The following is a 20415-nucleotide window of genomic DNA, read 5'->3' as shown; positions in this document are numbered from 1 at the left end:
ATTCGAGTGTTCAGCTTCGCTCGGAAATCAGTTTTTCTCGAGCGCCCACAAGTCGCTTTCGATGCTTTCGAACCTTTCTTTAAGGTGCGTCTGCACATCGAAAATCGCCCTGTTGTAATAGTGCGGCGCAATTTCACGGGTAAACAGCTCAAGGATTTCGGCCGCTTCGAACGAACCCAGGTCCAGCTCGAAGCGATCCTCCATGAAGCGTTTGATCTTGTGATTGGCCTCGTTCTCCTGCTCGGGAGTGAGGGTCAGGATCGGCGGCTTCTTCTTGACGGCCATTTACCAGCGACCATCCCACGCAGCGAAGTTCTGCAGCAATTGCAGGCCATGGGTATGGCTCTTCTCCGGGTGGAACTGCACGGCGAAACGCGAGCCATCGGCCAGCGCCGCAGCGAAATCGACACCGTAGTGACCGCCACCGACCACCTGCCGCGCATTACCGGCAGCGATGTAGTAGCTGTGCACAAAGTAGAAACGCGCCAGGTCCGGAATGTTGTGCCATAGCGGGTGACTCACCGTCTGCTTCACTTCGTTCCAGCCCATGTGCGGGACTTTCAGGTGTTCGCCGTCTTCAACAAGGCCTTTGCCGAAGAACTTCACCGCGCCCGGGAACAGGCCGATGCAGTCGACGCCGTCGTTCTCTTCACTTGTGTCGAGCAAGGCTTGCATGCCGACGCAGATGCCGAGGAACGGACGGTCCTGGCTGACTTCACGCACCAACGAGTCGAAACCCAGGCGACGGATCTCCGCCATGCAATCGCGAATCGCGCCGACGCCTGGGAATACCACCCGGTCAGCTTCGCGAATCACGTCGGCATCACTGGTGATCAAGACCTTGCCGGCACCGACGTGCTCGAGGGCCTTGGCCACCGAGTGCAGGTTGCCCATGCCGTAATCGATAACCGCGACCGTCTGCATTACAGAACGCCTTTGGTCGATGGCATCTGACCGGCCATGCGGTCATCGAGCTCTACGGCCATGCGCAATGCGCGGCCGAAAGCCTTGAACACGGTTTCGATCTGGTGGTGGGTGTTGGTGCCACGCAGGTTGTCGATGTGCAGGCTGACCAGCGCGTGGTTGACAAAGCCCTGGAAGAATTCCTGGAACAGGTCAACGTCGAAACCGCCAACAGTGGCGCGGGTATAGGGAACATGCATCTGCAGGCCAGGGCGGCCGGAGAAGTCGATCACCACGCGCGACAGCGCTTCATCGAGCGGCACGTAGGCGTGGCCGTAGCGACGGATGCCTTTCTTGTCGCCGATGGCTTTGGCGAAAGCCTGACCCAAGGTGATACCGACGTCTTCCACGGTGTGGTGGTCGTCGATATGCAGGTCGCCCTTGCTGACGATATCCAGGTCGATCAGCCCGTGACGGGCGATCTGGTCCAGCATGTGCTCAAGAAAAGGAACACCGATATCAAATCGGGCCTTTCCGGTGCCATCCAGGTTGATCGAGGCTTTGATCTGGGTTTCCAGAGTGTCGCGCTCGACTGACGCCTTACGTTCGGCCATCACCAGCTCCGCAAAATCATTGGGCGAAAAAGGCAGCCATTATAGGGGCGCGGGCGGGAAACAGAAACACGAGAGGTGATATGACTGACGGAGTGAATTCAACAAAGTCGGTGGTGTACCTGTCATGACATGTAGGAGCGAGCGGTGCGGCGCTCCGACTTGCCCGCGAAGGCGGTGTACCTGAAACACCGCATCATCGTTCTTCGCGAGCAAGCTTCGCTCCTACAGGTAGCAGTGCGCCCGACGGATCGGGCGCGGGGTACTTAGTGGAATAGGACCGCAGTTTTTTGCAGGGTCACCCAAACACCCCACGCCAACGGAATCCCCACCACCAGCCACGCTGCAATCGCCAACGGCTTGGTGCCCGACGCCGCCTTCCACTCCAGCGAGGTGCTGGCATCAGCACCCTTGTCGTGGCCCAGCGCCTGTTCGGCGGCCAGTTCAGCGTCAGTCATGAAGTACTTGTCGGCCACTGGACGCACCAGCAGGTTGCAGATGAAACCCAGCACCAGCAGGCCCGAGAGGATGTACAGCGTGATGTCGTAAGCGGCGGCACGTTCAACGCCGATGCTCAGCTGATACTCACGCAGGTAGTTCACCAACACCGGACCCAACACACCCGCTGCCGCCCAGGCGGTCAACAGACGACCGTGGATCGCACCGACCATTTGTGTACCGAACAGGTCCGCCAGGTAAGCCGGAACCGTCGCAAAACCGCCGCCATACATCGACAGGATGATGCAGAACGCCGCCACGAACAGCGCAACGTTGCCCAGGTGACCAAGGTTCGGGATCAACGCGTACAGCGCAAAACCGAGGGCGAAGAACACGAAATAGGTGTTTTTACGGCCCAGGTAATCCGAGAACGATGCCCAGAAGAATCGGCCGCCAATGTTGAACAGGCTCAGCAAACCGGTGAAGCCGGCAGCAATCGCGGCAATCGAGGCCAGTTGGCCCGCGTCGAGCTGACCAAACGTCTGGTCGGTGCCGAGCAATTTGCCGGCGAACACTTCCTGCAACAGCGGCGAAGCCATGCCGAGGATGCCGATACCGGCGGACACGTTCAGGCACAGCACCAGCCATACCAGACGGAATTGCGGGGTTTTCCACGCCACATTCACGTGCACGTGACGATGAGTGATCATCGCGTTCGAAGCTTTTTTCGCCGGAGCGGTCCAGCCTTCAGGCTTCCAGCCGGTTGGTGGTACGCGATAGGACAGTGCGCCGCCGATCATGAACACGAAGTAAATCGCGGCCATCACCAGGAAGCTCTGCCACACGCCCACGCTGTCTGCCGAAGCGAAGTGCCCCATCAAGGCTGCGGCCAGCGGTGCACCGACCATCGCGCCACCGCCGAAACCCATGATCGCCATGCCGGTCGCCATGCCGCGCTTGTCCGGGAACCACTTGATCAGGGTCGAGACCGGCGAGATGTAACCCAGGCCCAGGCCGATACCGCCAATGACCCCGGAGCCGATCCACATCAGCCAGATCTGGTGCGTATACACACCCAGCGCCGAAATCAGCAGACCACCACACCAGCACAGTGCCGACACAACACCAGCCTTGCGCGGCCCGGCGTGTTCCAGCCAGCCACCCCAGATCGCGGCCGAGCAGCCGAGGAAGATGAAGAACAGGGTGTAGATCCAGCCGAGCATCGAGATCGGCCAGTCGCATTGCGACGAGAACACTTGCGAGATGAAGCTCATGTCCGGTGCACAGGCCACCGCCTTGGTCACACCCAGGGCTTTGGACAGTGGCAACCAGAACACCGAGAAGCCGTAGGCCATGCCGATGCAGAGGTGGATGGCCAGCGCGGCCGGTGGCACCAGCCAACGGTTGAAACCGGGCTTGGCGATGATGCGCTCCTTGGACAGGAACGCAGGCTGGCCGGCATAGATGCCGTCCGCCGTGATGCTCGTGGTCATTGTGTATCCCCCAATTATTAGTATGGTTCGCCAGCCACTGCTCACCTCCAGCCTTTATGCGCACGCATGACTGTTTTTTTGAGGTAAAGCTCCATTTTGGTGCGACATCGCGTCGCAGAAGGACGGACGAACCGGCAGAGGTTACCATTTGCACGTGACAGAAAAACCAAACTGATATCACGTTTTTGCAAGTCATCTGTTCTCGTACCACTGAAGGAACCGTCATGCCTGTCATCGTCGAGCTGCTGAACGAAGCCACCTACCAGGATCAGCAGGATTTGCAGAAGATTTACCGCGACGCGCCGGATTGGCTGTTCGCGCCGTTTACCGATGATGTGCAGTTGATCGAAGGCTGCCTGCGGGACGGCTCGTTGATCGCCGGGCGTTTCAATGATCGCCTGCTGGGCGCGGCACGTTTGCAAAGGCACCAGGACGTCTGGCATCTGTCCCAACTGTGTGTACGAAAAATCACCCGTCGTCGTGGGGTTGCCGAGCGAATGGTGAACGAAGCGCAGAAACTGGCGTCGCAATCGGGTGCGACATTGCGCCTGCTGGCACCTGCCGGGCACCTTGAGTCCCAGGCGCTGGCGGCCAAACTGAAAGTGCCACTGGATGTGCTGCCGGGTTGATCGCTGACCGGTCGTCCACTTCTGAGCGCTATACTCCCCGGCTAAATCGACTAACTACAAGGACTCGCCCATGAAAGCGTTCGGCAAAATCCTGGGTCTGGTACTTCTCGGGTTGTTGCTGATCATTGTGGCGCTGGGCTTTGCCCTGACCCACCTCTTCGATCCCAACGACTATAAAGACGAGATTCGCCAGATTGCCCGCGACAAGGCCCACATCGAGCTGACGCTCAATGGCGACATCGGCTGGAGCCTTTTCCCGTGGCTGGGCCTGGAATTGCACGAAGCCAGTGTCGCGACCCTGGCCAAGCCCACCGAACCGTTCGCTGACTTGCAGATGCTCGGCCTGTCGGTGCGCGTGCTGCCGCTGCTGCGCCGTGAAGTGCAGATGAGCGACGTGCGCGTCGAAGGCCTGAACCTGCGCCTAAACCGCGACAAGGACGGCCACGGCAACTGGGAAGACATTGGCAAGGTGCCGGCGACTGCCAACTCGACCGCTCCTGCGGTCACGCCCGGCGAACCTGCACCGCAAACCACCGTTCAAGTGGAAAAACCGGCGCAGCCGATCCGCCTGGACATCGACAGCCTGACCGTCAACAACGCCCGCGTTGAATACAGCGACGAGAAGACCGGCCAGCATTTCAGCGCCGAAAGCATCCAGTTGAGCACCGGGCCGGTCCACGATTCGACCAACATCCCGGTCAAGCTCACCGCGTTCCTGGGCACCAATCAGCCCGTTCTGCGGGTCCGCACCGAGCTCAATGGCGAGCTGCGTTTTGAACGCGCCTTGCAACGCTACAAATTCGAGGACATGAAGCTGTCCGGCGAAATCGCCGGTGATCCGCTGCAAGGCAAGACCGTGACCTTCGCCGCCCAAGGCCAGTTGCTGCTGGATAAAGCAGCGAACGTCGCCGAATGGACTGGCATCAAGATTTCCGCCAACCAGTTGCGCGCACTGGGCGAACTGAAGGTCAACGACCTCGACAAAACGCCGCAGATCAACGGCGGCCTTTCGATTGCCCAATTCGACCTGGCGAAATTCGTCGACAGCATCGGCCAGAAACTCCCGGCGATGGCTGAAGGCAGTTTGAGCAAAGTTGAACTGGTCAGCCGCATTGCCGGCACGCCGACCAGTCTGGTGCTCGACAACATCAACCTGAAAATCGATGACAGCACCTTCAGCGGTCGTATTGCCGTCGAGGATTTCGCCAAGCAATCGCTACGCGCCGCGCTCAAGGCTGACACCTTCAACGTCGACCGTTACCTGCCGCCAAAATCCGCCGAAGCCAACAGCGCGACGCAAGTGCGCCAGGCCGAAGTGGCCAGTACCGAAGCCGATGCCATGGCCGGCGCAGGCAGCACACCGCTGCCGGACAAACCCACCAAAGACGCGTGGAGCAACGAGCGCCTGCTGCCGGTGGAACGCCTGAGCAAACTCGACGTGGATGCTGACCTGACCTTTGGCCAGTTGACCCTCGACAAGCTGCCGATCCAGAACGCGGCGCTCAAGGCCAATGGCAAGGAAGGTCTGCTGACGCTTGAGAACCTGCGCGGCGACCTGTACGACGGCACCTTCGAATCCAGGGGCACCCTCGACGTGCGCCAGCAGGCACCAGCGCTGAACATGCAGACACGCATCAGCAAAGTGCCTGTGGAAAAAATCCTCGAAAGCCAGGGTAAAAAACCGCCAGTCAAAGGCCTGGTCACTCTCGACAGCAATCTGACCGGCAATGGCAACAGCCAGAAATCGCTGATCGAAACCCTCAACGGCAATGCCAGTTTCGTCATCAACAACGGCGTGCTGCTCAATGCCAACCTCGAACAGCAACTGTGCAAAGGCATCGCCACGCTCAACCGCAAAACCCTCAGCGGCGAACCACGCGGCAAGGACACGCCGTTCCAGGAGCTCAAGGGCAACCTGGCCTTCCGTAATGGCGTGGCCAGCAACCCGGACCTGAAAGTGCGCATCCCGGGCATGACCGTGAATGGCGAAGGCGACGTCGACCTGCGGGTGCTGGGCATGGATTACCGCGTCGGCATCATCGTCGAAGGCGATACGAGCGCCATGCCGGATCCGGCCTGTCAGGTCGGCGACAAATTTGTCGGCATAGAATGGCCGTTGCGCTGCCGTGGCCCGCTTGAGCTTGGCGCCAAGGCTTGCCGCCTCGACAACGAACGCATGGGCCAGGTCGCGTCCAAAATGGCGGGCGACAAAATCAGCGAAAAAATCGACGAAAAGCTTGGCGACAAAGTCAGTCCCGAGCTGAAAAACGCATTGAAGGGGCTGTTCAAGCGATGAGATCCGAGCAGTTTTCATCGGCGGTGCTGGACTGGTACGACCGCCACGGCCGCCACGATTTGCCTTGGCAGCAAGGCATCACACCGTATCGGGTGTGGGTCTCGGAGATCATGTTGCAGCAAACCCAGGTCAGCACCGTGCTGAATTACTTCGACCGGTTCATGGCCTCGCTGCCGACGGTCGAAGCCCTGGCCGCCGCGCCGGAAGACGAAGTGCTGCACCTGTGGACCGGCCTCGGTTACTACACCCGCGCGCGCAATTTGCAGAAGACCGCGAAGATCGTCGTCGCTGAGTACGGCGGCGAATTTCCGCGGGATGTGGAAAAGCTGGTCGAGCTGCCGGGGATCGGCCTGTCCACGGCGGGCGCCATCGCCAGCCTGAGCATGGGCCTGCGGGCGCCGATCCTCGACGGCAACGTCAAACGCGTCCTGGCGCGCTTTACGGCGCAAGAGGGTTATCCGGGCGAGCCGAAGGTCGCCAAACAGCTGTGGGCGAACGCTGAGCGCTTTACGCCGCATGATCGGGTCAACGCCTACACCCAGGCGATGATGGATCTGGGCGCCACGCTTTGCACTCGCAGCAAGCCGAGCTGCCTGCTCTGCCCGCTGGAAAAGGGCTGCGAAGCGCACATGCTCGGCCTGGAAACCCGCTACCCGATCCCGAAGCCACGCAAAGCCGTGCCACAGAAGCGCACGCTGATGCCGATGCTCGCCAACGGAGACGGCGCGATTCTGCTTTACCGTCGCCCTTCCACGGGTTTGTGGGGCGGTCTGTGGAGCCTGCCGGAACTCGACGACCTCGACGACCTGCAACATCTGGCCTCGCAGCACTCGCTGGAGCTGGGCAGCCAACAAGCGCTGCCGAGCCTCGTACACACGTTCAGCCATTTTCAGTTGTCCATCGAACCCTGGCTGGTTCAGGTTCAGGAGGCCGGCCATCACGTGGCCGAGGCCGACTGGCTCTGGTATAACCTCGCCACCCCGCCGCGCCTGGGCCTTGCCGCCCCGGTCAAAACCTTGCTCGAACGCGCGGCCGCCGTATTGAACGCAGGAGAGTCGTCATGACCCGCACCATCATGTGCCGCAAGTACAAAGAAGAATTGCCAGCCCTGGAGCGCGCTCCATTCCCGGGCGCCAAAGGCCAGGACATTTTTGACCACGTCTCGGCGAAGGCCTGGGCCGACTGGCAGAAACACCAGACCCTGCTGATCAACGAAAAACGCCTGAACATGATGAACGCCGAAGACCGCAAATATCTGCAAGGCGAGATGGACAAGTACTTCTCCGGCGAGGAATACGCCAAGGCTGAAGGCTACGTTCCGCCTGCAGAATAATCCCGCTTTATCGGGGGTCGGAACGTAAGCGACGGTAATAATTAAATTTTTTTTGAAAACTTGCTTGACGACCCCCTGAAAAACCCGTTTAATGCGCCCCGTTGCCCAGATAGCTCAGTCGGTAGAGCAGGGGATTGAAAATCCCCGTGTCGGCGGTTCGATTCCGTCTCTGGGCACCAAATACCGAAAACCCTGAATCGCAAGATTCAGGGTTTTTTTATGCCTGCGATTTAACGAAGTCCGGCACACGGCAGTGGAAGCGACGGATCGACGATCCAAAAACAAAACTCGCCTTCAGCAAGGCTCTATAGTAGCGTTGTGCCACAAACTCGACCGACACCACGGAAACCCGTCCGGTCGATTTCAATGCAATCCACTGCCCCACGGCGCAGTTGGAATACGCACCCAAAAGGACAGGTAACAACGCAAGGAATGCCTCCCCCCGCAGTAAACACCAGCGCTACACATCCCCTTAAGCCAAAGGACATGGAAAAGTTATGTCAACAATCAATGAACTAAAAGACAAGATCGATACGAAGACCTGGAACCTGGTGTTGCTCTCCATCGCCACTGCCGGGATCTATCTTATTTTGTGGCTATACAAAAACAGCAAAATCATCAGCGACACCACCAAAGTCCGATTGGTAGATGACGTTTACATTATCTGGATCGCTGTATGCGCCGGCTTAAGCGGCACATTCTCCAACCTGGGCAACGTGGCTCTGGATTTCACGTCCGCAGCTCTCGGCCTTGCCAGTGGCGTGCTGTACATCGTATGGGCATTCAAGGCTAAAACGGCGCTGACGGAATATGCCCTCAGCGAGCACAAGGTCGACCTGCGAATGAACGCCTTCTACACGTTCCTGTTCAACGTGTACTACATCAACTACTGCATCAACGATCTGCCGGAAGAACAGCGTAAGCAGCAGATCCTGAGAGGCCAGACCGCTCAAGCCTAAAACCACGCAATGGGCGGACAGATGATTTTCTGCCGCCCATTCGCTGGAACAAAGGCATCGGCCGGCCAACTCCGGCCAACTGCTAGCTTTCACCGGCCCAGTGAAAGACCAGATTACGTGCAGGGCCACTTCCTACGTCGGCACTATCACGCCGCACTTCTCCATGTCGCGTAGCAACCACGGTGTATTTGCCGGGCGGTAGCTGGACATAAACCAGCGGGCCAGCCTCGTTCAGCGTCAACACGGTTTGCCCTTGGGCTTTCTGAATGACCACGTCGACGTCGGGAATGTATTTATTCTCCGCCCCGACCGAAAACGTCATGTGCAAGTTATAGCCAGCCGTTTGCTGGATGGCCTTCGACTCATCCAGGCCTATACCGCCGGACAGATAAGTAATTCCGTTTTGCTCCTGCGGTTGAACTTGCACGCCAGCGCTGTCGATTGGTTCAAGACTGGCGGCAGACGACATCACCGGGAACATCAACATGCCCACCGCGGCGATGGGCAACGCAAGGGAATGCACGTACTTCATGATCACGCCTCCCGGGCTCCATGGAACCCATTTGTCATGCCTTTTAGATTTCCTCTCGAACGCCCGGGTTTTAGATTGATTGGTACTTGGGCTCACTACGAAATGGACTACACGTTATATTCCTGAAGCACGACTTGCCGTCGGAGCGATCCCGCAAACCCAATCGGGCTTTCCTTCCGGCTTACCAGCCACGCCCGGCATCGCTGCCCCCACCTCCACTGCCATCCTCTTCTGCCTGTTCATTCCTTTGCAGAAGACGCCATGAGCTCACTCAACCCCGCTAACACTCAGGATGCACAACTCGCCTCACTACTCGGCAATCTTGGAGAGCTGATTCGTGATGCACGGCAGAAGGTCCTGCGAACGGTTGACACTGTGCAGGTGCAAACCTGCTGGCAGATCGGGAGGCATATTGTGGAGTTCGAGCAGGAGGGGGCACAGCGGGCGGAATATGGGAAGCAGTTGCTGGCAACGCTGGCGAAGGTGCTGAGCGCTGAGTTTGGGAAGGGCTTCGACGAAACCAACTTGCGGAAAATGCGACTGTTTTATCAGGTGTTTCCAATTCGAGACGCACTGCGTCTCGAATTAAGCTGGACCCACTACCGCCGATTGCTGCGCATCGACAATGACCACGCTCGCCACTGGTACATGAACGAATCCGCTATTCAAAACTGGTCATCCCGCGCCCTGGAACGCCAGATCAACACCCTCTATTACGAACGCCTGCTCACCAGCCGCGATCGACCTGCCGTCCGACAGGAAGCCACCACCAACATCCAGAAAATGAAAGCACACCCACGAGACTTCATCAGGGACCCGGTGATGCTGGAGTTTCTTGGCTCAACCAACGCAGGTCTGACTCAAGAAACCAATCTGGAGCAAGCATTGATCCATCAGCTTCAAGCCTTCCTGCTGGAACTGGGTAGAGGATTTGCCTTCATCGCTCGCCAGCAACGCATCAGCACCGAGAGCAAAGACTTCTACATCGATCTGGTGTTTTACAACTACGTACTCAAGTGCTTCGTCATCTTCGATCTGAAGCGCGGCGAACTGACTCATCAGGATGTTGGCCAGATGGACATGTACGTACGCATGTATGACGACCTCAAGCGCGGACCGGAAGATGGCCCCACCGTCGGCATCATTCTCTGTGCGAAAAAAGATGAATCAGTGGTGCGCTATTCAGTGCTGAAAGACAACGAACAACTCTTCGCCAGCAAATACAAAACAGTCCTGCCCAGCGAAGACGAACTCCGCACTGAACTGGACCGGGAGCAGGCGGCAATCGAGGAGCGACTGCTCGATCAGATCCCTCTATGAACACAGATGGATTGTCCACCCGCCGCACGAAGACTATCGTTGGCAGCTACCCGCAAAGGTCTGAAGCCGATGAATTTGCAGGACATGTCACTGGCCCCCACTCAAATCGAGTTACCGCTGCCAACTCCAGTTTCTGGCGAACCATTCAAAGAGCCCGCCGCAGACGGCTTCATCCTCGGCGGTTTCACCTGGCGGCACGCCTTTCAGGACCTCGTGCGCCCGGTCGTCATCATCAACGCCGCCACCTCGGTTCGCTGCCGGCACTATTCGCGCTTCGCCGATTACCTGTTCGCCAACGGCTTCGATGTCATCACCTATGACTACCGTGGCATCGGCGAATCACGCCCTGCGTCATTGAAAAATCTCGACGCCTCATGGACTGATTGGGGCGCGCTGGATTTCGAGGCGATGCTCAAGCGCGCTGAGCGCGAATTTCCCGGCCAGCCCATCGATGTCGTCGGCCATAGCTTTGGCGGCTGTGCGGCGGGCCTGGGAGCCTCAGGGCAGCTGATTCGGCGTCTGGTCACCGTCGGTGCGCAATTCGCCTACTGGCGCGACTACGCGCCCGCTCATCGCTGGAGGATGTTCGGCAAGTGGCATGTGGTGATGCCGCTGATCACCATGATCTATGGCTACTTCCCCGGAAAGCGTCTTGGCTGGCTGGAAGACACACCCGCCGGGGTGGTTCGAGACTGGAGCACGCCCACCCGCCGATATGAAACGCGGCCCAGCGGTCGCACGCTGGCCAAAAAACCAGGGGCGACGATGAAAGCCAGGACACTGGCCATCAGCATCACAGACGATCCTTACGGCACGATCCCGGCCATCGAACGCCTGCTCGGCTACTTCAGTGGCGGTACGAACACCCACTGGCGAATAGCCCCCGAAGACATCGGCGAAGCAGAAGTCGGACATTTCGCCTTTTTTCGTAGCGCATACCAAGCCACACTATGGCCCATTGCATTGTCCTGGCTGCAAAGCGGTGAACTGGCCCCCGATACCCCCGGGCGGACAGTACCGCGCAGCGAGTCCTTTTAACGCACGACGGATCAAAACCATGGCCTCCGCCAACAAGCAGCAAAAACGCGCCACCCGCGCCAAAGCCAAGGCCAAGCAGAACCGCACCCAACGGGCTGCCGCGCCGGTCGAGCTGGACCCGAACGATGATCGCATCGACTTTGAATCGGTGGACCTCACCGAGCTGTTCAAGAAAATGATCGACGCTGAAAAAACCAGTCAGCAAGCCATGTGCATCGCTTTCCTTGAAGACCCATTGCTGGAACTGGTGTACGAACAGGAAGGCGAAGAAGGCGCGATGGATTTCATCCTCGCCGCGCTGATCGAGTACCGCCAATGGTCCACCGAGGTCGATGAAGCCGGCGCCCTGGCATGGATCGAATCCCCGGCCTTCCAGGCCGACTATGTAGCGGCCTCCGACATCATCGCAGCCCAAACCCAACAGAAACCGAACTGAGTTCCCATGGCCTCCCTGAACAAGCAACAGAAACGCGCCAAGCGCGCCAAGATCAAAGCCAAACAGATCAACATCCACGGCAGAAAACCCGCCGCGCTGGACGATGACTTGGGTGAAATCGGCGAGCCGATCCCGGAATACACCCTGGCGATGTTCAGCAAGATGCGCGACGCCGAAGCTGTCGGCCGCAGTGAAATGCTCTCCGTGCTGCTGACGAACCTCGCCTTTATCATCATTGACCATCCAGAACTGCTGGACATGGAAAACGCCGACGACGAAGGCATGGCCGCCACTCACCTGGCCGCCGACATGTTGATCGACTACCGCATGTGGGCCGACGGCATGGATCGCGAAACCGCCCAGGCATGGCTGACCGACCCGCAATTCATCACCGACTTCGGCATTGCGCTGGATAGCTATCGCCAGTCGCCGGATGCGCAGGAAGAAAAGGGCGAGTAAAAGCCCTCAGAAATAGAAACGGCCGCTTGTCATCACTGACAGCGGCCGTTTTTTTGTACGCAGCAAACCGGAAAATGTGGACGACCTCCCGTCAGTGGTAATGTATATCCCATTGACATATCCCTTTAGAAAACTATTCTTCAGACTTACTACACCCGCCACTGCTTGAGGAGGCAAAAATGGAACAGACAACGCTTTTCATGAGCAATCGAAGCCAGGCCGTTCGCCTTCCCAAAGCTGTTGCAATGCCTAGCGATGTAAAAAGAGTGAACGTGGTCGCCATCGGCCGCGCTCGCATCATCACACCGGCAGACGAGACATGGGACAGCTGGTTCGACGGGGACAGCGCAAGTGCAGACTTTATGACCGATCGCGACCAACCCGCTGATCAGGAGCGCGAGTCGTTCTGATGATCAAGTTCATGCTCGACACCAACATCTGCATCTTCACCATCAAGAACAAGCCGCAAATCGTAAGAGAGGCTTTCAACCGTCATGACGGACAGTTGTGCATCAGTGCGGTGACGCTGATGGAGCTGATCTACGGCGCCGAAAAATCTGCGACTCCCGAAAAGAATTTGGCGGTGATCGAGGGCTTGGCGGCTCGCCTCGAAGTCTGGCCTTTCGACAATGAAGCAGCTGCACACACCGGAATGATTCGATCCGAGCTTGCGAAAGCGGGAACACCCATAGGCCCCTATGACCAAATGATTGCCGGGCATGCGCGCTCGCGCGGACTCATTGTGGTAACCAACAACCTGCGAGAGTTTGAGCGGGTCAAAGGTTTACGCGTAGAAGACTGGGCTCATCCGGATTGAATTAAACGCAGCCAACAAAAACGGCCGCTTGTCATCACTGACAGCGGCCGTTTTTTTACAAACCTGAAAACAACAATCAGGCAGCCGCAGCTTCCAGACGTGGAATTTCCATCCCGACCTTGGCGCTGGCGTAGCTCAGGTCACCGCTGGCGATGGATTGAGCCTTGAAACCGGCGCCGATCAGGTCGCGCACGTACAGCTTGTTGTAGATGAACATGAACACGAAGTTGCTGAGGCCGAATGTGACGCAGGCCACGATGAACATGATCGCTGCCCACTTGATGTCGCCACGGAACAGTGGCGGCAGGAAGCCGAAGAAAAACACGGTCCACGAGAAGCCAATCGGGGCTTCCTTCATGGCTCCGGTATTAGGGTTTTTGAACACAACCGATGTAAACGCCATGCCTGTCTCTCCTTGATGCCCCAATGGGTAAGCTGAATGGCCGGGCTAGCTCCATACAGCGCTGGCTCGTGACTGCCGCGCAAACGGCAGGCGCACGCAAATGCATCTGTGACAAGCATCAGATGAGGGAGCAGGCAAGAAAGGGTCGAGGGGCTTTAGCCGGGAAGGCTGGGGCGTCGAACAATCCGTGTCCTGAAACTCCATTGCATCCCGCAACAGCGAGATACACATTCGGCAAGGAGGCTACTATCTCGACATCATCGTGTCCATCAGGGAGCAGACCGATAACCCCCCTGAATGAAAGCAAAAACGACCGCGATCATGGCTGATGGCGGTCGTTTTCATTACATCGACAGTGTGCGTAAAGCTTAGCGCGCCACTGCGCCAACCAGTTGCTCATTGCGACGACGGCGAGCCACCAGCAAACCGGTAGCAACCACCAGCGCACTCAGCAAACCGGTCGCGAGGATCTCCACACGGTGGGCGTCCTGGAACAGCATGATGGTCAGGGCCGCGACGATGAAGACGATCACCGCGTAGGTCAGGCCCGGGAACAGCCACATGCTGAAGGCGATTTTTTCACCGCGGGCCATACGCTGTTTGCGCATGCGCAGTTGCGAGATCGCGATCACCAGGTACACCAGCAACGCAATGGCGCCGGAGCTGGCCAGCAGGAATTCGAACACGGCAGCCGGAGCCACATAGTTGGCGAATGTTGCCAGGAACGCTGCACCCGTGGACAGCATCACCGCCCAGTATGGCGTGCCACTTTTGTTGGTCCGCGTGGACACGGCCGGTGCATCACCGCGCTTGCCCAGCGAGAACATCATGCGCGACGAGGTGTAGAGCGCCGAGTTCAGGCAGCTGGTTACAGCGACCAGTACCACGATGTCGACGATCATCTTGGCGTTCGGGATGCCCATGCGTTCAAGCACGGTCTGATAGGAACCGACGCTGGCCAGAACCGGGTCGTTCCATGGCACCAGGGCCACGACGATGAAGATCGAAACGAGGTAGAACAAACCAATCCGCCAGATCACCGAGTTGGTGGCCTTGGAGATTTGCTTGCCAGGGTTCTTCGATTCTGCGGCCGCGATGGTCACGATCTCGGTGCCCATGAAGGAAAACATGGTCGTCAGGATCGCGCCCAGTACCGCGCCCATGCCGTTTGGCAGGAAGCCCTGAGTGTCGAAAATGTGCGAAACGCCGCTCACCTGGCTATTCGGCAGGAAACCGAAGATCGCCGCGATGCCCAGAATGATGAAACCAATGATCGCCACAACCTTGAGCAGGGCGAACCAGAACTCGAACTCGCCGTAGTTCTTCACGCTGAACAGGTTAGTGATGGTCAGCAGCATCGTGATGACCAAGGCGAAAGCCCAGATGTCCACGCCAGGGAACCAGGCGTGCAGGATGGTCGCGGCGGCGTTGGCCTCCAACGGGATCACCAGCACCCAGAACCACCAGTACAGCCAGCCGATGGTGAAACCGGCCCAGTGACCGATCGCGCGATCGGCGTATGTCGAGAAGGAGCCGGTGTCTGGCGAGGCAACCGCCATTTCACCCAGCATGCGCATCACCAACACCACCAGCATACCGGCGGCGGCATAAGCCAACAGCACGGCCGGGCCTGCTGCAGCAATAGCGTGGCCCGAGCCAACGAACAGGCCGGCGCCGATAACACCGGCAATCGACAGCATGGTCACATGACGCGGTTTGAGCCCCTGTTCGAGGCCGTTAGAGCTTTGGGTATTGCTCATTGAAACTACCTTTGTAAGGAAAAGCGAATGCGTGCATCCCGTCGTGAACTCTCTTCTGTAAAAAGAAACCAACGGGGCGTTCCGGAATCTGCACGCAATAATTGCGCCAAAATGTTTCAAAACCCTCTAACCCGGCGATCTCCCCCTGACCGGACAGTCATCGCAAGTCATTGAAAATAATGGCACTTCGCCAGAGCGTTACCCTGCGACTCACTTAAGGAACGAATCAGCGCACCGGAAACACACCCAACAAATGCTCAACGCACAATAAAAGTGCGGTTCAGGAACGTTTGGCCGGTTAGCGCTTCCAACACCCCGCCAAAGCTGGCAACATCGCGCCCTTTTTTACGGGACAGCCGCGCCACATCGGGTTCAAACGGCTGTTCGGTTGATAGCAGCGCGACAGTCTGCTGTACCGATGCGACAACCTGTCACATGCCACCCGTTTACCGCCCGTAGCGCTGTTGGCTGCCATTCAGACGCTATGCTAGGTTGGCCGCCTCGCCAGGAAGGCCCGCCAACAGCAGGAGCGCAACATATATGAGGAACGCACATGGCTGAGGCCACGCCCGCGCTTGAAATCCGCAACTTGCACAAACGCTACGGACAGCTTGAGGTGCTCAAAGGCATCTCGCTGACCGCCCGCGACGGCGATGTGATCTCGATCCTGGGTTCCTCCGGTTCCGGCAAGTCCACGTTCCTGCGCTGCATCAACCTGCTGGAAAACCCGCACCAGGGTCAGATCCTGGTGGCCGGCGAAGAACTCAAGCTCAAAGCCGCCAAGAACGGCGAACTGGTCGCGGCCGACGGCAAACAGATCAACCGCCTGCGCAGCGAGATTGGTTTTGTGTTTCAAAACTTTAATCTGTGGCCGCACATGAGCGTGCTCGACAACATCATCGAGGCCCCACGCCGCGTACTCGGCCAGAGCAAGGCCGAAGCCATCGAAGTCGCCGAAGCCTTGCTGGCCAAGGTCGGCATCGCCGACAAGCGCCATGCGTACCCGGCGCAATTGTCTGGCGGCCAGCAACAACGCGCGGCCATTGCCCGCACGCTGGCGATGCAACCCAAGGTGATCCTGTTCGACGAACCCACCTCCGCCCTTGACCCGGAAATGGTCCAGGAAGTACTTAATGTCATCCGCGCACTGGCCGAAGAAGGCCGCACCATGCTGCTGGTCACCCACGAAATGGGTTTTGCCCGTCAGGTGTCCAGCGAAGTGGTGTTCCTCCACCAGGGCCTGGTAGAAGAGCAAGGATCGCCACAGCAGGTGTTCGAAAACCCGCTTTCGGCGCGCTGCAAACAATTCATGTCCAGCAACCGCTAACGGAGCTACCCGCATGCAGAACTACAAAAAGGTCTTCCTGGCAGCCGCCGTCACCCTGGCGTTCAGCGCCGGTGCCATGGCCGAAACCCTGAAGATGGGCATCGAAGCGGCCTACCCGCCGTTCAACAACAAAGATGCCAGTGGCAATGTCGTCGGCTTCGACAAGGAAATCGGCGACGCCCTGTGCGCCAAAATGAAAGTCGAATGCACCGTGGTCACCTCCGACTGGGACGGCATCATTCCGGCCCTGAACGCCAAGAAGTTCGACTTCCTGATCTCCTCGATGTCGATCACCGACGAGCGCAAGCAAGCTGTCGACTTCACCGACCCGTACTACTCGAACAAGCTGCAATTCATCGCCAAGAAAGACGTCGACTTCAAAACCGACAAGGATGCGCTGAAAGGCAAAGTGATTGGCGCCCAGCGCGCGACACTGGCCGGCACCTGGCTCGAAGACAACATGCCTGGCGTTGAAACCAAGCTTTATGACACCCAGGAAAACGCTTACCTCGACCTGACTTCGGGTCGTCTGGACGGCATCCTGGCGGACAAATACGTCAACTACGAGTGGCTGAAAAGCGACGCCGGCAAGCCTTACGAATTCAAAGGCGACCCGGTGGAAGAAAGCGACAAGATCGGTATCGCCGTTCGCAAGAACGACCCGATCCGCGAGAAGCTGAACGTCGCACTGAAAGAAATCGTTGCTGACGGCACCTACAAGAAGATCAACGACAAGTACTTCCCGTTCAGCATCTATTGATACTGACCTGCCGGACCGACGCCGTTTTCTGACGGCGCCGGTCCCCGGCCTTGCCTGCCGCGATTTGAAAAGAAATCCATGATTATCGACCTCTACGGATTCGGCCCGGCGCTCGCCGCTGGCGCGCTGATGACTGTGAAACTGGCACTTTCGGCCCTGTGTCTCGGGCTGGTGCTCGGTTTGCTCGGCGCCTTGGCCAAGACTTCCCCGTACAAGCCGCTGCAATGGCTTGGCGGCACTTATTCGACACTGGTTCGCGGCATCCCGGAACTGCTCTGGGTGCTGTTGATCTACTTCGGCACGGTCAATCTGATGCGTGCCCTGGGCGAGTTTTTCGGCAACCCCGACCTTGAACTCAATGCCTTTGCGGCCGGCGTGATTGCGCTGGGCCTGTGCTTTGGCGCCTACGCCACGGAAGTGTTCCGCGGTGCAATCCTGGCGATCCCCAAAGGCCACCGCGAAGCCGGTGTGGCACTGGGTCTCTCGAAGTTTCGCATCTTCACCAAGCTGATCATGCCGCAGATGTGGCGCATCGCCCTGCCCGGCCTGGGCAACCTGTTCATGATCCTGATGAAAGACACCGCGCTGGTGTCGGTGATCGGCCTGGAAGAAATCATGCGTCACGCGCAAATCGGCGTGACCGTGTCCAAACAGCCGTTCACCTTCTATATGGTGGCCGCGTTCATGTACCTGGGCCTGACGATTCTGGCCATGACGGGCATGCACTTCATGGAAAAACGCGCCGCTCGCGGCTTCGCGAGGAGCACCCAATGAACTGGGAAGTCATCATCAAGTGGTTGCCGAAACTGGCTCAGGGCGCAACGCTGACCCTGGAACTGGTGGCCATCGCCGTGATTGCCGGCCTGTTGCTGGCGATTCCGCTGGGCATCGCACGTTCGTCGCGCCTGTGGTGGGTGCGGGCATTTCCCTACGGCTACATCTTCTTTCTCCGCGGTACGCCGTTGCTGGTTCAGCTGTTCCTGGTCTACTACGGCCTCGCGCAGTTCGATGCGATCCGTAACAGCTCGATGTGGCCGTACCTGCGCGATCCGTTCTGGTGCGCCACGGCGACCATGACCTTGCACACCGCGGCCTACATCGCCGAGATCCTGCGCGGTGCGATCCAGGCGATTCCACCGGGCGAGATCGAGGCGGCGCGGGCACTGGGCATGTCCCGGGCCAAGGCGCTGTTCTACATCATCCTGCCGCGAGCGGCGCGCATCGGCCTGCCGGCGTACAGCAACGAAGTAATCCTGATGCTCAAGGCCAGCGCGCTGGCCAGTACCGTGACCCTGTTGGAACTGACCGGCATGGCTCGCACCATCATTGCCCGGACGTATCTGCCGGTGGAGATCTTCTTCGCCGCAGGCATGTTCTACCTGCTGATGGCTTACGTGCTGGTTCGCGGCTTCAAGCTGCTGGAGCGCTGGTTGCGCGTCGATGCCTGCCAAGGGCGTTGATTCCCACGTGTTGACGGGCGAGGCCCTGCTCGCCCGCTTCATGGCGCTGGATGCTTTTCTGATCGAGCATCAGGCGCTGTGGAAGCCTCGACCGTTTACCCATCTGCTACTTCCTTGGGAAGCGTCCTACCCGGAGCTGGCTGTATGGCTACGCGGGCGGTCACTGGAAGACGCGGAAAACAGTCATAACCAACCTTGTCTGCTGGATGCGCCGGAACCGTTTGCTTCGCTGGCGACGCTATCCCTTGAGCTGGGTTCGGTGGGTGAGCTGCCGGCACACACGCTGGAGACCGCAGGGCATCGGTTGAATGTCGATGTGCCGGGACGCAAGTGGCAGCAGATCGAGGCGTTTGCCAGTCGGTTGTCGTTTGCTGCGCCACCGATGCATTGGCTGGATTGGTGCTCGGGTAAAGGCCACTTGGGTCGACGCCTGCTGCAAGCCGGTCAGCAGCTCACGTGCCTGGAACAGGATCCTGCACTGGTGCTAGGCGGTCAGGCGCTAAGTCAGCGCCATCAACTGCATGCGCTGCATGTCGAGCAGGATGTGCTGGCACCCGGCGCCGCCTCTTTGCTGAACGCCGATCACACACCGGTCGCACTGCATGCCTGTGGCGATCTGCATGTGCGATTGATCCAGCTCGCCAGCGCCGCCGGGTGCAAACAAATGGCCATTGCGCCGTGTTGCTATAACAGGATCAGTCTTCCTGCATACCAGCCAGTTTCCGCTGTCGGTTTGCGCTCCGACCTACAGCTGTCACTCGACGATCTCTCACTCCCGATGAGCGAAACCGTCACCGCCGGTGCCCGCGTCCGACGTCAGCGCGACACGTCCATGGCCCGACGCCTGGCTTTCGACCTGCTGCAACGGCAACTGCGCGGTGTTGATGAGTACCTGCCCACGCCTTCTCTGCCGAGCGCCTGGCTGGACAGATCATTCGCCGACTACTGCCACCATCTGGCCGCATTCAAAGAGTTATCCACAGTCGGCTCGCAAGACTGGTCAGCGCTAGAAGCCGCCGGCTGGCAGCGACTGGCCGAAGTACGCAATCTGGAGCTGCTGCGCGGACTTTTCCGACGTCCGCTGGAGCTTTGGCTGAACCTTGATCGAGCACTTTTCCTCTCTGAGCAGGGCTATACCGTTCGCCTCGGCACCTTTTGTGAAACCCCACTCACGCCGCGTAACTTCCTGTTGCTGGCGGAACGCGTCTAAAACAGCCACAGCCTGTGGATAACTCTGTTGATGAAATATCGTGGATCCAATGTTTACGCCTGTTTCAGGGCTGAAACCAAACTGTTCAATTTTCGTACACCCGAATAAAAAACCGGAAAAACAGGCATTTGCGAGAAAATGAGACTGGATCCACATTTTCGATCTTAACCGCGTGCATCGCCTTCCCCGTTGTGCATAAGCATTAATTCAAAAGAACATAAACGCCCCGGA

23 protein-coding genes and 1 tRNA gene are annotated in these 20415 nt (G+C 58.6%); 17 read left to right on the top strand and 7 right to left on the bottom strand.

Annotated features, from left to right (window positions below; all coding sequences use genetic code 11):
* Positions 1-27 precede the first annotated feature (27 nt).
* The 4 genes from IB245_RS04575 to IB245_RS04560 form a co-directional block, all read right to left on the bottom strand.
* Positions 28-285: a DUF2164 domain-containing protein gene (locus IB245_RS04575; RefSeq protein ID WP_008024930.1), complete on the bottom strand. Its 258-nt coding sequence runs from the start codon at positions 283-285 to the stop codon at positions 28-30.
* Entirely contained in the window at positions 286-924 is a 639-nt protein-coding gene (gene hisH, locus IB245_RS04570; protein WP_192226824.1) for an imidazole glycerol phosphate synthase subunit HisH, read from the bottom strand. It lies immediately after the preceding gene.
* Positions 924-1517: an imidazoleglycerol-phosphate dehydratase HisB gene (gene hisB / locus IB245_RS04565; protein ID WP_003218037.1), complete on the bottom strand. Its 594-nt coding sequence runs from the start codon at positions 1515-1517 to the stop codon at positions 924-926. The genes hisH and hisB overlap by 1 nt, the downstream gene beginning before the upstream one ends.
* Before the next feature lie 263 nt (positions 1518-1780).
* Positions 1781-3445, bottom strand: a complete 1665-nt coding sequence (locus IB245_RS04560) for an OFA family MFS transporter (RefSeq protein WP_192226822.1) — start codon at positions 3443-3445, stop codon at positions 1781-1783.
* A gap of 224 nt (positions 3446-3669) precedes the next feature.
* Between IB245_RS04560 and IB245_RS04555 the strand changes: the two genes are divergently transcribed.
* The 6 genes from IB245_RS04555 to IB245_RS04530 all read left to right on the top strand — a co-directional run bounded on the left by IB245_RS04555 (position 3670) and on the right by IB245_RS04530 (position 8662).
* Positions 3670-4074: an acetyl-CoA sensor PanZ family protein gene (locus IB245_RS04555; protein WP_192226820.1), complete on the top strand. Its 405-nt coding sequence runs from the start codon at positions 3670-3672 to the stop codon at positions 4072-4074.
* 70 nt (positions 4075-4144) lie between these two features.
* On the top strand, positions 4145-6370 hold the full coding sequence (locus IB245_RS04550; protein ID WP_192226818.1) for an AsmA family protein: 2226 nt from the start codon (positions 4145-4147) through the stop codon (positions 6368-6370).
* The gene (gene mutY, locus IB245_RS04545; RefSeq protein ID WP_192226816.1) at positions 6367-7434 is read left to right on the top strand and encodes an A/G-specific adenine glycosylase; all 1068 of its coding nucleotides are present in this window, start codon (positions 6367-6369) and stop codon (positions 7432-7434) included. Before IB245_RS04550 ends, mutY begins: the two co-directional genes overlap by 4 nt.
* Positions 7431-7703, top strand: a complete 273-nt coding sequence (locus tag IB245_RS04540) for an oxidative damage protection protein (protein WP_008024947.1) — start codon at positions 7431-7433, stop codon at positions 7701-7703. The genes mutY and IB245_RS04540 overlap by 4 nt, the downstream gene beginning before the upstream one ends.
* 103 nt (positions 7704-7806) lie before the next feature.
* Positions 7807-7882 (top strand) — tRNA-Phe (locus IB245_RS04535).
* A 318-nt stretch (positions 7883-8200) separates the two neighbouring features.
* Positions 8201-8662, top strand: a complete 462-nt coding sequence (locus IB245_RS04530; RefSeq protein ID WP_192226814.1) for a DUF4234 domain-containing protein — start codon at positions 8201-8203, stop codon at positions 8660-8662.
* A gap of 82 nt (positions 8663-8744) precedes the next feature.
* Here IB245_RS04530 and IB245_RS04525 read toward each other — a convergent pair whose 3' ends face one another.
* Positions 8745-9194, bottom strand: coding sequence for a hypothetical protein (locus IB245_RS04525; RefSeq protein WP_008041020.1), 450 nt, complete (start codon positions 9192-9194; stop codon positions 8745-8747).
* A 261-nt stretch (positions 9195-9455) separates the two neighbouring features.
* Here IB245_RS04525 and IB245_RS04520 point away from each other — a divergent pair, with 261 nt between their 5' ends.
* The 6 genes from IB245_RS04520 to vapC all read left to right on the top strand — a co-directional run bounded on the left by IB245_RS04520 (position 9456) and on the right by vapC (position 13264).
* Complete coding sequence (locus IB245_RS04520; protein ID WP_192226812.1) at positions 9456-10514, top strand: PDDEXK nuclease domain-containing protein; 1059 nt, start codon at positions 9456-9458, stop codon at positions 10512-10514.
* Positions 10515-10583: 69 nt separating this feature from the next.
* Positions 10584-11552, top strand: a complete 969-nt coding sequence (locus IB245_RS04515; RefSeq protein ID WP_192226810.1) for an alpha/beta fold hydrolase — start codon at positions 10584-10586, stop codon at positions 11550-11552.
* A gap of 19 nt (positions 11553-11571) precedes the next feature.
* Positions 11572-11988: a hypothetical protein gene (locus tag IB245_RS04510; protein ID WP_008041027.1), complete on the top strand. Its 417-nt coding sequence runs from the start codon at positions 11572-11574 to the stop codon at positions 11986-11988.
* A gap of 6 nt (positions 11989-11994) precedes the next feature.
* Complete coding sequence (locus tag IB245_RS04505) at positions 11995-12447, top strand: hypothetical protein (RefSeq protein WP_008041028.1); 453 nt, start codon at positions 11995-11997, stop codon at positions 12445-12447.
* A gap of 179 nt (positions 12448-12626) precedes the next feature.
* Positions 12627-12857 carry a type II toxin-antitoxin system VapB family antitoxin gene (gene vapB, locus IB245_RS04500; RefSeq protein ID WP_008041029.1) on the top strand — a complete coding sequence of 77 codons (231 nt, stop codon included), beginning with the start codon at positions 12627-12629 and terminating at the stop codon, positions 12855-12857.
* Positions 12857-13264, top strand: a complete 408-nt coding sequence (gene vapC, locus IB245_RS04495) for a type II toxin-antitoxin system tRNA(fMet)-specific endonuclease VapC (RefSeq protein ID WP_008041030.1) — start codon at positions 12857-12859, stop codon at positions 13262-13264. Before vapB ends, vapC begins: the two co-directional genes overlap by 1 nt.
* A gap of 76 nt (positions 13265-13340) precedes the next feature.
* Here the strand turns inward: vapC and IB245_RS04490 are convergent, their stop codons facing one another.
* Entirely contained in the window at positions 13341-13667 is a 327-nt protein-coding gene (locus IB245_RS04490) for a hypothetical protein (RefSeq protein ID WP_192226808.1), read from the bottom strand.
* 368 nt (positions 13668-14035) lie between these two features.
* On the bottom strand, positions 14036-15427 hold the full coding sequence (gene gabP, locus IB245_RS04485; protein ID WP_008024968.1) for a GABA permease: 1392 nt from the start codon (positions 15425-15427) through the stop codon (positions 14036-14038).
* 553 nt (positions 15428-15980) lie between these two features.
* Here gabP and IB245_RS04480 point away from each other — a divergent pair.
* The 5 genes from IB245_RS04480 to IB245_RS04460 all read left to right on the top strand — a co-directional run bounded on the left by IB245_RS04480 (position 15981) and on the right by IB245_RS04460 (position 20184).
* A complete protein-coding gene (locus IB245_RS04480; protein WP_007897462.1) occupies positions 15981-16754 on the top strand; it encodes an ABC transporter ATP-binding protein in 774 nt (257 codons plus the stop codon).
* A gap of 13 nt (positions 16755-16767) precedes the next feature.
* Complete coding sequence (locus IB245_RS04475; RefSeq protein ID WP_008041033.1) at positions 16768-17514, top strand: ABC transporter substrate-binding protein; 747 nt, start codon at positions 16768-16770, stop codon at positions 17512-17514.
* Positions 17515-17592: 78 nt separating this feature from the next.
* The gene (locus tag IB245_RS04470; protein ID WP_008024973.1) at positions 17593-18288 is read left to right on the top strand and encodes an ABC transporter permease; all 696 of its coding nucleotides are present in this window, start codon (positions 17593-17595) and stop codon (positions 18286-18288) included.
* Positions 18285-18974 (top strand): ABC transporter permease, encoded by a 690-nt coding sequence (locus tag IB245_RS04465; protein ID WP_192226806.1) that lies wholly within the window; start codon positions 18285-18287, stop codon positions 18972-18974. Before IB245_RS04470 ends, IB245_RS04465 begins: the two co-directional genes overlap by 4 nt.
* Entirely contained in the window at positions 18955-20184 is a 1230-nt protein-coding gene (locus IB245_RS04460; RefSeq protein ID WP_192226804.1) for a methyltransferase, read from the top strand. The genes IB245_RS04465 and IB245_RS04460 overlap by 20 nt, the downstream gene beginning before the upstream one ends.
* Positions 20185-20415: the final 231 nt, after the last annotated feature.

It is taken from the genome of Pseudomonas sp. PDM02 (assembly GCF_014852285.1).
GTDB lineage: Bacteria > Pseudomonadota > Gammaproteobacteria > Pseudomonadales > Pseudomonadaceae > Aquipseudomonas > Aquipseudomonas migulae.
Note: the sequence above shows the minus strand (reverse complement) of the source record. Positions and strands in the feature narration are given on the sequence as shown.